General features: G+C 44.5%; 11 protein-coding genes. All 11 read right to left on the bottom strand.

What is annotated here, in order from left to right; all coding sequences use genetic code 11:
• Positions 1-231: 231 nt before the first annotated feature.
• Entirely contained in the window at positions 232-900 is a 669-nt protein-coding gene (gene phoU / locus AWM72_RS08235) for a phosphate signaling complex protein PhoU (RefSeq protein ID WP_158444761.1), read from the bottom strand.
• 86 nt (positions 901-986) lie between these two features.
• The gene (locus tag AWM72_RS08230; protein ID WP_067976141.1) at positions 987-1628 is read right to left on the bottom strand and encodes an MBL fold metallo-hydrolase; all 642 of its coding nucleotides are present in this window, start codon (positions 1626-1628) and stop codon (positions 987-989) included.
• Between the two features lie 303 nt (positions 1629-1931).
• Positions 1932-3770: a translation elongation factor 4 gene (gene lepA, locus AWM72_RS08225; protein WP_067976139.1), complete on the bottom strand. Its 1839-nt coding sequence runs from the start codon at positions 3768-3770 to the stop codon at positions 1932-1934.
• Between the two features lie 219 nt (positions 3771-3989).
• Positions 3990-5132, bottom strand: a complete 1143-nt coding sequence (locus AWM72_RS08220) for an ABC transporter substrate-binding protein (RefSeq protein WP_067976137.1) — start codon at positions 5130-5132, stop codon at positions 3990-3992.
• Between the two features lie 24 nt (positions 5133-5156).
• On the bottom strand, positions 5157-5894 hold the full coding sequence (locus AWM72_RS08215; RefSeq protein WP_067976134.1) for an ABC transporter ATP-binding protein: 738 nt from the start codon (positions 5892-5894) through the stop codon (positions 5157-5159).
• A complete protein-coding gene (locus tag AWM72_RS08210) occupies positions 5895-6920 on the bottom strand; it encodes an ABC transporter permease (protein WP_067976132.1) in 1026 nt (341 codons plus the stop codon).
• Positions 6921-7125: 205 nt separating this feature from the next.
• Positions 7126-8295: a molecular chaperone DnaJ gene (gene dnaJ, locus AWM72_RS08205; RefSeq protein WP_067976130.1), complete on the bottom strand. Its 1170-nt coding sequence runs from the start codon at positions 8293-8295 to the stop codon at positions 7126-7128.
• A gap of 92 nt (positions 8296-8387) precedes the next feature.
• Entirely contained in the window at positions 8388-10211 is a 1824-nt protein-coding gene (gene dnaK, locus AWM72_RS08200; RefSeq protein WP_067976127.1) for a molecular chaperone DnaK, read from the bottom strand.
• 58 nt (positions 10212-10269) lie between these two features.
• Positions 10270-10839: a nucleotide exchange factor GrpE gene (gene grpE / locus AWM72_RS08195; RefSeq protein WP_067976124.1), complete on the bottom strand. Its 570-nt coding sequence runs from the start codon at positions 10837-10839 to the stop codon at positions 10270-10272.
• Between the two features lie 18 nt (positions 10840-10857).
• Complete coding sequence (gene hrcA / locus AWM72_RS08190) at positions 10858-11919, bottom strand: heat-inducible transcriptional repressor HrcA (protein WP_067976120.1); 1062 nt, start codon at positions 11917-11919, stop codon at positions 10858-10860.
• A 246-nt stretch (positions 11920-12165) separates the two neighbouring features.
• Positions 12166-13017, bottom strand: coding sequence for a MetQ/NlpA family ABC transporter substrate-binding protein (locus AWM72_RS08185; RefSeq protein WP_070485844.1), 852 nt, complete (start codon positions 13015-13017; stop codon positions 12166-12168).
• Positions 13018-13188 lie beyond the last annotated feature (171 nt).

Here is a 13188-nt window from a genome sequence, read left to right as displayed (position 1 = left end):
CTAAATGAAAATCTCCCTTAAGCTAAAGAAAACCACCAGCTAGATAGCTAGTGGCAAGATAGATTGATTAATCTTAAAGTCCTAAGACTTGATTAAGCTCTTCTCTTGATAAGTAAATGGATGGCTTCCTTCCTCCAAATTCCTCATCAATGAAATCTTTGACTTCATCTGAATGGTAAACAAGAAAAAAAGCCAGCCTCTTTCCAGGCTGACTTCTCTAAATAGAAGAGACTAGGCGTTCAGATCCACCATGTTGCCATCTTCCATATAAAGGACGCGTTCACAAATATTGGTGGTGTAGTCCCCTAAACGTTCATAGTTTGAAGCAACAGAGAGATAAGCAGCTGCGCTTTCGCTAAGGTCTGCATTGTCCCCTGCTGTGATTTCATCAACGATATCATTGTGGACTTGCTTGTAGAGGGCATCGACTTCATGGTCTCTTTCCGCAATTTCCTTAGCTGCTTTAGCATCTTTAGCAAAGAAGGCAGCGATGGCATCTCTAACCATAGCCTCTACTTTAACTGACATTTCGCGAATTTTTTCTTCAATAGCTGGCAAGCGCTGGGAGTCAGCAATGACTAGGGAAGACTTAGCGATGGATACAGCATGGTCGCCCATCCGTTCTAAGTCTGAGGTTGCTTTTAAGATCGAAGCAATCATCCGTAAATCATTGGCAACGGGTTGTTGCAGGGCAATTAAGCGATAGCAGTCCCGCTCAATTTTAAACTCGTATTCGTTGATCTCATCATCATTTTCAATAACTTGCTGGGAAATGACAACCTTGTGATCGAGTAAGGCATCACTTGAATGTTCGATCGCTTGAAGGGTTAGGTCTCCCATGCTTTTAAAGAGTTCGCTCAGTTCATGTAATTGGTTATCAAATGTTTTTCTAATGGACATTGTATAATCCCTCCAGGTTGTAATATTAAGCATTATTTTCTAATTTAATTATAACCTAGCCCAGGCTAAATTGTAAGTAAAATCTCTTAATTGGGTAGTTGGAAAAAGGGATTATGATTTTTTTCTTCAGCAATTGTTGTCTCCCCCATATGACCTGGGAATACCCGTGTATTTTCGGGGAGGGCGAAGAGTTTTTGGATGATGCTTTTAAGAATAGTTGCTGTATCCCCACCGATTAAGTCTGTCCGACCAATAGAATGACGAAAGAGGGTATCTCCAGAGAAAAGGACGCCCTCTTCTTCAAAATAAAGGGAGACCCCGCCCGGCGTATGGCCTGGGGTATGGAAGACTTCAAAGCTAAAGTCCGCTAAATGGTAGGTCTTGCCTTCTTGATAAGTCTCTTCAGCTGGCCGGCAGGTCAGGACTTGGGAAGCAAAACCGAGACCTGATAAGTTCTTCTCAGGAGAAAGCAAGTAGTCCTGGTCAGCAGGATGGATATAGACAGACGCCTGGCTATAGTCTCTAATGGCCTCCAAAGCCCCAATATGGTCACAGTGGCCATGGGTGAGTAAGATGGCTTCTACTTCTAAGCCTTGATCTTCTAAATAAGCGATAATCCGATCAGGCTCAGCTCCCGGGTCTAATAAAAGGGCCTTGGTCGAGTCTTCCTGGTTGATGATATAACAATTTGCCTGGAGTGCCCCAACTGTTAACGTTTTGATTTGCATATGACAACCTCTTTTCTATCTTTTAGCTTATTCTAACACAGGAGAAATTTGACATAAAATTAACAAAGAGAGTGTGACAAAAGTCGATCAGGCCTGAACCAGCTAACGCATACTATATCTGTAACTCGCTGCGCTTCGAACAGCTATAGCAACTGTCCACGAACTATGGGAAATCGTTGGTAAACGATTGGACATAGTTCGTGAAGTGGATGTCAGGCCTGACTTTTGGAACACGTTTTTGAAAAATGTTCGCTTTTTAAAAAGAGGCCGGAACTTTTGTCCCAGCCTCCAAGTCGACAAGACTTAGGCATCGTCATCCATATTGAGAATGGCAAGGAAGGCTTCTTGTGGCACTTCCACTGAACCAATGGCCTTCATGCGCTTCTTCCCTTCCTTTTGTTTTTCCAGCAGTTTGCGTTTCCGAGAAACATCCCCACCATAGCATTTCGAGAGCACGTTCTTGCGGAGGGCCTTGATATTGGTCCGCGAAATGATCTTGTTGCCAATGGCGGCTTGGATGGGAATTTCAAATTGTTGACGCGGAATAACTTCTTTCAACTTGCTGACGAGCTGGCGACCACGCTCATAGGCAAAGTCTTTGTGGACAATAATCGAAAGCGCATCGACCACTTCGCCGTTTAAGAGGACGTCTAATTTAACCAATTGACTTGGCCGGTAGCCTGTAATTTCATAGTCAAGGGAAGCATAGCCCTTGGTATTCGATTTTAATTTATCGAAGAAGTCATAGATGACTTCGGCTAGGGGCATGTCATAGATCACCGTAACCCGGATATCATCAAGATAGTTCATGGTCACAAATTCACCCCGCTTGCGCTGGCAGAGTTCCATGACTGCGCCAACGAAGGATTGAGGAACCATAATTTCAGCCCGGACATAGGGTTCTTCAACATGGTCCACTTCCGTATTATCTGGCATTTCCGATGGATTGGACACTTGAACGACCTCGCCATCCGTCTTATAGGCCTGGTAGATAACGGAGGGTGCCGTCATAATCAAGTCCAGGCCAAAGTCGCGTTCTAAACGCTCCTGGGTAACATCCATATGCAGGAGGCCGAGGAAGCCACACCGGTAACCAAAACCGAGCGCGGTCGAACTTTCTGCTTCAAACTCCAGGGAGGCGTCGTTTAAGTGAAGTTTCTCTAGTGCTTCCCGCAAGTCAACATATTCCGAAGAATCGACAGGATAGAGTCCACAATACACCATGGGTTGCATCTCCCGGTAGCCTGGTAAGGGTTCAGAAGCTGGATTAGAAGCCAAAGTAACTGTGTCCCCCACCTGGGTATCTTGGATGGTCTTGATGCTGGCGGCTAGGTAACCCACATCGCCGGCCATTAAATAATCTCTTGGAATCGGTTGAGGGGACATAATCCCTAGTTCCGTCACATCGAATTCTTTACCATTGCTCATCAGTTGGATGGTATCGCCCTTTTGGATAATCCCATTTTGGACGCGGATACTTAAAATAACGCCTTTATAGGCATCATAAACTGAGTCAAAGATTAAAGCTTGAACAGGTCCCTCCAAGTCGCCTTGCGGGGCTGGGATATCATGGACGATCTGTTCAAGAATTTCTGGAATCCCAATTCCTGCCTTGGCACTGGCCAAGACTGCTTCACTAGCATCCAGCCCGATCACATCTTCGATTTCTGTGCGGACCCGCTCTGGATCGGCAGCTGGTAGGTCAATTTTATTAATCACAGGCAATAATTCCAAGTCATTCTCTAAGGCCAGATAGACATTGGCCAAGGTCTGCGCCTCAATCCCTTGGGCTGCATCAACCACCAGGATAGCCCCTTCACAAGCTGCTAGACTCCGTGAAACCTCATAGGAGAAATCGACGTGTCCTGGCGTATCAATCAGGTGGAAGATATATGTCTCCCCATCATTGGCCTGGTATTCTAACTCCACCGCATTTAATTTAATGGTAATGCCCCGCTCCTGTTCTAGGTCCATGGAGTCGAGGAGCTGGTCGTGCATTTCACGGTCGGAAACAGTCCCCGTCTGCTGGAGAATACGGTCAGCCAAGGTCGACTTGCCGTGGTCAATATGGGCCACGATTGAGAAGTTTCGAATCCGCTCTTGCCTTTCTTTTAACTTTTGGATATCTAATTGATTTGACACCTAAATATTCACATCCTTATAAGCATTGTTCGTTAATGATCTATTCTCTATTTTAATGTAAAGAGATAGGATTAGGCAAGCTTTGTCTTTACTTCTTCGATGTTTTGTATAAAATAAGAAAGCTTCGGCCCGCTTAGAAATGGCTTAGCAAGTTTTTAACTCGTCCAAGCTTTTTGAGGGTCCGAAGCTAAAATATTTTTACTCTAGGCTTAACGCAGCTTAATTATGACCAACAAAGTCTTGAATGTCAAAGCCAACTGGTGCATAGAGTTGATTGTACAAGTCATCGGGATTTAAGGATTGGTCGACAATACCGAGTTCTTGGTAGTCCGCGACGATTTCTTTGACTGTATCAGACATTTGGTCTTGGGTCGGATGGTAATCTAGCGAATCGATAAAGTCATATGAAATTTCTTCATCACCTGTTAAGAGGTCTTCTTCAAAGAGATAGTTGATATAGGCATCTGAATCCTCTTCGGCCCAAGCATTAGCCTTGTATAAGGCACGGGCTAGACGCTTAGCAGTGATTGGATTTTCTCTAGCGAAGTCCTTATTAATATAATAGGCACAGCACACTTCATCTTTGAATTCGGGCGTGTCCGTCGTGGAATCGAGCTCTTTGAGTGTTCCGTTCTTAACAAAAGGATCCGCCACGTTCTCATCGAAGATGGCGCCATCTAATTCCCCATTGGCAATAGCTTGAGGGGAGGCACTGGAATCTGTACTGACCCAGTCGATAGAATCAGTATCTACACCAGAATTTAAGAAGAAACGCAAACCAACATTGTGGTCGGATTCGCCCAAACCACCGTGGATCCCTATCTTAGAATCCGCCAGGTCGGCAGAAGATTCCGCTTTAGAATCAGCAGCTACATAGAGGCCTTTACAGCCGGTATGCATGGGCCCTAAATATTGGGCATTCACGCCATTGATAATCGGAATTAAAGTTGGAGTAATTAAGCCGGCCCCAAGTGCCACCTGACCCGTGCCCACAGCATCGATCGTTGTTTGCTGGCTCTTCACCACTTCAACATCTAAGCCTTCTTCATCGAAATAGCCTTTCAATTCAGCCACATTAACGGGAGCCGTGCAACCTGTTGAGTTAATCACTTTGATGGTTTTCCCATAAGCTGGCTCTTGTTTCCAAGCCTCTTCATCATCGACATTAACCGGTTCGAGGGCGACAGCTTCCGTGCCGCCTCCAGCTTCAGCTCCTCCTGTTTGGACTTGTGAGTCAGCCGCCTGACTCTCCCCATTCGCCTCTTGACTGGCAGATTGGCTCTGGTTGACGGAGGTGTTACAGCCAGCTAAGGCCAGCCCACATAGGCCCAGTGTTAACCATTGTTTCATTGAACGTTTCATTGAAAACTCTTCCTTTCCATCTACTTAAAAATCTAAAGCTTGTAAGATATCATTGCGGTAATTAATAAAGGCTTGGCTAGTTCGGCGACGAGGGTAGTCGAGGTCAATATCCACAATCTGGCTGAAGCGTCCAGGATGAGGCTGCATAATAACCACACGTGTCGCCATATAAACTGCTTCTTCCACATCATGGGTCACCATGATCATTAAATTGTCACTGGACTGCCATAAGCTGATCAATTCATCCTGGAGACTAGCTCTAGTAAAGGCATCCAAAGCCCCCAGAGGCTCATCTAAGAGAAAGACTTCCGGCTGGTTGATCATGGTGCGCGCTAGACTAACTCTTTGGGCCATGCCCCCTGACAACTGGTGGGGATAATAGTGCTTGTAAGCCTCCAATCCGATCAAGTGAATGATACGGTCGATTTCCGTTTGGTCCACTTGTTTTTTCATGTCTTGAGAATATCTAATGTTTTCTTCGACGGTTCGCCAAGGAAATAAAGTGGGATTTTGAAAGACCATGCCCCGGTTAGGATCTGTATCTTCAACTACTTGGTCATTCAAGCTGATCCGTCCCTTAGTTGTAGGCGTTAAGCCCGCGATCATATTCAGTAAGGTTGACTTACCACAGCCTGAGGGGCCGACGATACAAACAAATTCCTGGTCGCTAGCTTCGAAATTAATATCTTCTAAGACGACTTGGATGCCTCCTTCCGTTTTAGGAAAGGCCTTGTAAACATGCTCTAAATTTAACTGTGTCATCTAATCCTCCTTCCATTTTAACGTGCGATCAGAAAGCCAATTGAGGATAAAATGAACCGCTAGGAATAAAAGACAGATGACAATAATACCCGCGTACATCTTATCGTATTCGGCCCAATTCTTCTGCCAGGTAATGTAGAAGCCCAAGCCAGACTCAACCCCCATCATCTCCGCGACAATCAGGGAGGTACAGGCCGTGGACATCCCTTGGACTAAACCAGAAAAAACGGTTGGCAACATAGCTGGGAGTGTAACTGAGCTAATCAGCTGCCTTTGACTCGCACCTAGCGTTTTAGCCACTGCATAGTAGGCCTTATCGATCTGATTTACCCCAGAGAAAGTGGCATTATGCAAGGCAAAGAAAACACCCAAAGCGATAATAAACATGGCCCCTTTTTGTAAGGAAGCGGCTAGGACCATGACAATAGGAATCCAGGTAGTCGTGGGAATCGATCCAATCACCGTCACAAAGGGAGAAATCCAATAATTAATTTTTTTGTTATAACCAGAGAAGATACCCGTCAGCACGCCTAAGACGGCCCCAATAATAAAACCTTGAAAGAGTAGGCTAATGGAGGCTAGGGCAGATTCAACTAAGAATGACGCATCCCCAATCATGGCATTAAAAATCTTATCAGCCCAGGGAAAATAAGGTAAGAGTAAAGTCGCGGTCTTCAAAGTTAAGATGTCGTAGACCATCAAAAGGATAAAAATTAAACTTTGGAAAGGCGCCCCCTTCCGCCATCTTCTGAATTGCTGGTCACTGATTTGTGCCCAAATGGCTCGCAATAAAAAATAGACCAGAAAAACCCCTAAAAAGCCGGCATAGAGATAGGTATTGGTGTTGCCGGGATGGTTAGGCAGGTACAGGTACTCCAGTAAATGAAGCAAAGAAGCTAGGGCCGGAAAGAAACAGACTAGGCGGTTCCAATTTTTCTCTGCTTGACTCTTAGGCCTAGCCTCTAAATCTTTTAGGTCGTCCTCAGTCAATTGACTGAGGGATTCTTCGTTAATTTCTTCTGCCATCACTCGACCTCCTTTAAAATTTAATCATATGTAATTGACTCTATCATAATACAACCTTATTATCTTTTAAACTATTAATTTTCGTTAAGGCTTGATCGAAAAAGCTGAACCTATAGTTTGGAAATGAAAGCACAAAGAAAAACTACCCACCAGACTTAGCGATGGAGCTAAATCTAGCGAGTAGTTTCTTCCCTGCTTTAAAGTCTTAATCTTTAAAACGGTTTTTCAATTTTTCAAAGAAATTTTGTTCTTCTTCCGTCACATTATCACCTGAAGCCTCAGCAAATTGACGGAGTGCTTCTTTTTGTTTGTCGTTAAGATTTTTCGGTGTGACAACCTTGACTGTGACATGTTGGTCACCGGTTGAATTGGAATTAATCTTAGCGACCCCCTTGCCCCGCAAGCGGAAGTTATCCCCGGACTGAGTTCCTGCTGGGATCTTCATCTTCACCTTGCCGTGGACAGTTGGAATTTCTACCTCATCGCCGAGAGCAGCTTGAGCGAAATTAATGGGGTATTCAAAGTAAATATCAGCGCCCCGGCGGTCAAAGATATCACTCTCTTGAACCCTAAAGACAACATAAAGGTCGCCTTTAGGTCCTCGGTTATAACCAGCGTTCCCTTGGTCAGCTAGGCGCATGCTTTGGCCATCATCCACACCGGCAGGAATATTAACCTTAACGGTGTGGGTAACGGTTTCACGGCCAGAGCCATGGCAGTGATCACATTTGTGTTCAATAACTTCCCCTTCTCCATCACAGTTAGGGCAAGTCGTTTGGGTCTGCATCCTGCCGAATGGCGTGTCACGAGTTTGGTTGACAACCCCGCTCCCGTTACATTGCTGACAGCGTTTGGCTGCCGTACCAGGCTTAGCCCCCTTACCATTACAAACATGACACTCTTCCTCGCGCTTATACTTAATGGTCTTTTCAACCCCAAAGACGGCTTCCTTAAAGCTTAAGTCGATGGTGTACTGCAAGTCATCCCCTTGGCGAGGCGCATTCGGATTGCGAGCATGGCCAGATGAGAAACCACCGAAGCCGCCGAAGCTCGATCCTCCACCAAAGAATTGGGAGAAGATATCTTCAAAGTCGGAGCCCGTATAAGATTGATAGCTACCTTGGCCACCACCGAAGCCGCCAAAGCCACCTTGAGCCCCGGCATGGCCAAACTGATCATACTGAGACCGCTTCTGTTCATCACTCAAGACTTCATAAGCTTCCGTAATTTCTTTAAATTTTTCCTCAGCATCGGAGGCGTCGCTAATATCAGGGTGGTATTTTTTAGATAGCTTGCGGTAAGCTTTTTTTATTTCTGCTTGGCTAGCGTCCTTAGAAACGCCTAGAATATCATAATAATCACGTTGTGTTGCCACGCGCTTCCCTCCTATCTCATCTTCTTATCCGTTAACTTTCAAAAGAAAACCCCCTGCCCTTGGCGCAGAACAGGGGATAAACTCGAACTTAATTAGTCATTATCGACTTCTTCAAAGTCAGCGTCAACGGAGCCATCATCATTTTTGCCATCTTCTTCACCATTTTGAGCGTCAGCTTCTGCTTGAGCTTGTTGGTAAAGTTGGACCGTTAGATTTTGAAGGACTTCGTTCAATTCATCTTTCTTGGTACGCATGTCATCCAAGTTATTGGCTTCTTGGGCAGCCTTCAATTCATCTTTCAGGCTATTGGCCTTATCGATTTCAGCTTGGTCAACCTTACCTTCCACGTCTTTAGTGGTTTTTTCGGTTTGGAAGATCAATTGTTCCACTTCATTCTTCAAGTCAGCTTCTTCTTTACGTTTTTCGTCTTCAGCTGCGTTAGCTTCGGCGTCCTTCATCATCCGGTCGATTTCTTCTTCAGTTAAGCCGGAATTGGATTGGATAGTGATGGCTTGTTCTTTACCGGTACCTTTATCCTTAGCGCTAACATTAACGATCCCGTTCTTATCGATATCGAAAGTAACTTCGATTTGTGGAACACCACGAGGGGCTGGGTTGATATCAGTTAATTGGAAGCGTCCTAAAGTCTTGTTGTCTTCTGCCATTGGGCGTTCACCTTGGAGAACGTGAATGTCTACGGCTGGTTGGTTGTCAGCTGCAGTTGAGAAGACTTGAGATTTAGAAGTTGGAATGGTTGTATTCCGGTCGATTAACTTGGTGAAGACACCACCCATGGTTTCGATACCTAGTGATAATGGGGTAACGTCTAAGAGTACAACGTCCTTCACATCACCTGTAATTACCCCACCTTGGATAGCGGCACCCATGGCAACCACTTCGTCAGGGTTAACAGAACGGTTAGGATCTTTACCTGTTTGTGATTTTACAGCATCTACAACAGCCGGAATACGAGTAGAACCCCCAACTAAGATCACTTCATCGATATCTGAAGCTTTAAGGCCAGCATCAGCTAAGGCTTGTTGGACAGGTTTCTTGGTCCGTTCAACCAAGTCAGCCGTTAATTCATTGAACTTAGCCCGGCTTAAAGTAGTTTCTAAGTGTAGAGGACCGGATTCACCAGCTGAAATGAAAGGTAAGCTGATTTGGGTTGAAGTAACCCCTGACAAGTCTTTCTTAGCTTTTTCAGCAGCATCTTTTAGACGTTGCATGGCCATCTTGTCAGACGAGAGGTCAATCCCGTTTTCCTTCTTAAAGTCTTCAACTAAGAAGTCAACGATCTTGTTATCGAAGTCGTCCCCACCGAGTTCATTGTCACCAGCAGTGGATAGAACTTCAAAGACACCGTCGCCTAATTCAAGGATGGAGACGTCGAAGGTCCCACCACCCAAGTCAAAGACGAGGACTTGTTCTTCAGAATCGGTCTTGTCTAAGCCATAAGCTAGGGCAGCTGCCGTTGGTTCGTTAACAATCCGGTCAACCTTCAAACCAGCGATTTGACCAGCGTCTTTAGTTGCTTGACGTTGGGCATCGTTAAAGTAAGCAGGAACGGTAATCACGGCATTGCTTACCGTTTCGCCTAGATAGTCTTCCGCATATTTCTTCAGGTATTGAAGAATCATGGCAGAGATTTCTTCAGGGGTATAATCTTTATCATTTAAGTGAACCTTGTAACCTGATTCACCCATGTGACGTTTGATGGATGCAACCGAATTAGGGTTGGTAACCATTTGACGTTTGGCTACTTCACCGACTGATGATTCCCCATCTTTAAAGGATACAACAGATGGTGTCGTCCGGTTACCTTCTGGGTTTGGAATAATCTTAGGTTCGCCACCTTCAAGTACTGCGACAGCTGAGTTTGTAGTCCCTAAGTCAATACCAATAATTTTTGCCATAATTTAAAATCTCCTTTTCTTCGATTATTCGCTCTGTAGCGTGAACATTAGTCTTTTTTTATTGTGCAATGATAACCATTGCGGGTCTTAAGACGCGGTCCTTTAAGACATAACCTTTTTGGTAAACTTCAACAATTTCTTCTGCTTCCTGGCCTTCTTCAGCAGGCACAGAAGAAACGGATTGGTGGAAGTTCGGGTCAAAGGCTTCACCGACTGGATCGATTACCTCAACCCCTTCTGCCTTCAAGGCTTCAAGCAAGCTTTGGTGGACCATCTCAACCCCCTTCTTCAGATTATTGGACGCTTCGTCATCAGCTTCAATGGCTAAGGCGCGTTCCAAATTATCTAGGGAAGGAAGAATAGCTTGGGCCAAACTTTGTGACCGGTACTTGGCCGCATCTTGTCTTTCATTAGCATTTCGGCGCTGGATATTTTTAATTTCAGCAGATAAACGTAAGATTTGATCATCTTTTTGCGCGATCTTATCTTCCAATTCAGCCACCGGATCTGCTTGACTTTCTTCTTTTTCTATATTTTCTTCATTTGTTTCAGTTTGTTCGTCGACTTCTTCATTAGAAACTTTCTCTTTTTCTTCTTTTGTTTCGAAATCTTTTTCCTGATCTGACACTTGAGTAAAGCCTCCTTTTTAATTTTGTCTTAATTCATTGCTCTCGTCCAAATACCTGCGAATGGCAGATCGCATCCCATTAAAAAGCTGAGCAACCTGCAAATAAGACATGGTTTCTGGACCGAGAATCGCAAATGTAATCTGATTAGCAGGATCTTCTTCACCAATTGTTGAAGTCATTAAACTCATATGCTTGAGTCGCTTATCTTCTAATTCCTTGCCGATGCGAATCTGAATACCGGTTTGAGGTTCCTCGATTAACTGGGTAACCACATCTTGGTCGCTCAATAAGGCATTAAGATTTAAGATTTGATCAATCTCTTCTTTTTCCGATAATGTTTGATAAAACTTATCCGTGCCTTGTATATTGAGCCTCTCTTCATTTAATTTCATCAGCAGGCTTTGAATGAGTAGCTCTTTCTCAAGTAAATGTTGGACTGAACGATCCAAATAGTGGATATAGTCTTGGCGCAAACGCAGGACGACTTCATAGAGCGGCAGTCCCACTAGCTCTTCATTCACCAAATGAACAAGTTGGTCAAGCGCCCCTTCGTCCAATCCTTCAGGAATCGTGAAGACTTGATTTTCAACAGCTTCTTGGTCAGTAATGAGAATCGCCATTGCCTTGTGTGGTGTCATGCCAACAATCCGAAAGGCAGCTAAGCGATGGTGGGTCACTTGGGGGCCCAAAGCAATCGCAACGTAACTTGTCAGTTCAGCCATTGCCTCCGTTGACCGAGCAATGATGTCGGCCAACTGGGTATAGGGCGAAGCAAAAATCTCTTCAACCCGCTCAGCCTGGTCTCGACTTAGACCGCGATCAATTAGTCCCCCATAACGGGGCAAAATATAATTGATATAATAGCGGTAGCCTGACTCAGTCGGCACCCGCCCTGAAGACGAATGCATCTTCGTTAACAAGCCAAGTTTCTCCAAATAACTCATCTCATTACGGATAGTCGCTGAACTTGCATTAATGTGGGGATCACCGGCTAAGGCCTTGGACCCCACTGGCTCAGCAAGGGACGCGTGAGCATCGATCACTGCCTGCAAGATCAGCATTTGTCTTTCTGTTAACATGTTCTCACCTCTTTAGCACTTGGCGACTTCAACTGCTAACACATATAATATATCATGTTCAGAAATGAATGTCAACAATAGTCAAACATTTTTTTGATCTTTTAACTAGAGAAATTATATGCGCACTGGGTCAAAGATCTAAAGTATTTGCTTAGGCTAAAGAGTCCTAGTTTCAAAGGTTAAGGGATGCCCATTTTAAATAAAAAAGCCATGAACAAATTGAACATGACTTTTGGTTAGTGCCTCTTACTTCTCGTATTGACTGGCTGCTTGAATTTCTTCCTGGTCTAATTTAACCGGCTGTTTAGTCCCTTTAAATTTTTCCTTAACAAAATTTTGAACATCCTCTGAATGGTAGAGGTCGAGAAGTTTTTTAAGGGCTTCTTTATTGGGATGGTCCTTGGCAACCGCAAGGATATTGACGCTGCCCAGAGTATCGTCATTGACACTTTCCTTATAGATCGTATCCTCTTCTAGGTCCAAGCCTGCTTCCATAGCAATCGTGTTCCCGATGCAGGCCGCATCTAGGTCAGTCAAGCTGCGTGGTAGGGTATTCTCATTCATCACGTCAAAATTTAATTGTTTGGGGTTGGCTTGGATATCATCCACACTGTAGAGGCTCTTCTCTTCATCTGTTAACTCAATTAAGCCCGCTGCTTGAAGCAAGAGCAAGGCCCGGGACTGGTCAGAAGGATAGTCAGCTAAGCCGATATGAGCCCCTTGGTCCAGGTCTTCCAACTTGTCCAATTTAGCGGAATACAAGCCCATGGGTTCAAAATATGTCGATCCCAGGGCTTCAAGGGAGTCGCCTTGTTCTTGGTTGAAGCTATTCATGTAGGCAAAATTCTGGAAGGCATTGACATCAACCTCTCCTTCAGCCGTCGCTGTATTGAGAACTGGACCTTCGACAAAATCTTTAACCTCAATCTCAAAACCAGCCTCCTTAGCTGCATCCGACTTAGCAATATAGCGCCAGATTTCAGCATCCGAAGCCTTAGAACCAATTAATACCTTCTGTTGCCCCTTCTGTCCCTGGCAGGCTCCTAATAAGAAGACCAAGGAGACCAGGAGGACCAATCGCCATCCTTTTCTTATCATCTAATCATTCCTTTCTAATAAAAACACTTTATTCTTATTATAATGACAAAATCAAAAATTGTAAGAGGCAATCTTAAGCCTCTAGTCGCTTTTGGGAGAATCTGTTAAACTTAGCAGTAGTTAAAGAAAAACGACCAATGTGTATATAACTGCTCAACCCAACTATTTTTT

The sequence above is a fragment of the Aerococcus sanguinicola genome (assembly GCF_001543145.1).
Lineage (GTDB): Bacteria > Bacillota > Bacilli > Lactobacillales > Aerococcaceae > Aerococcus > Aerococcus sanguinicola.
This window is presented reverse-complemented; position numbering and strand designations above follow the sequence as displayed.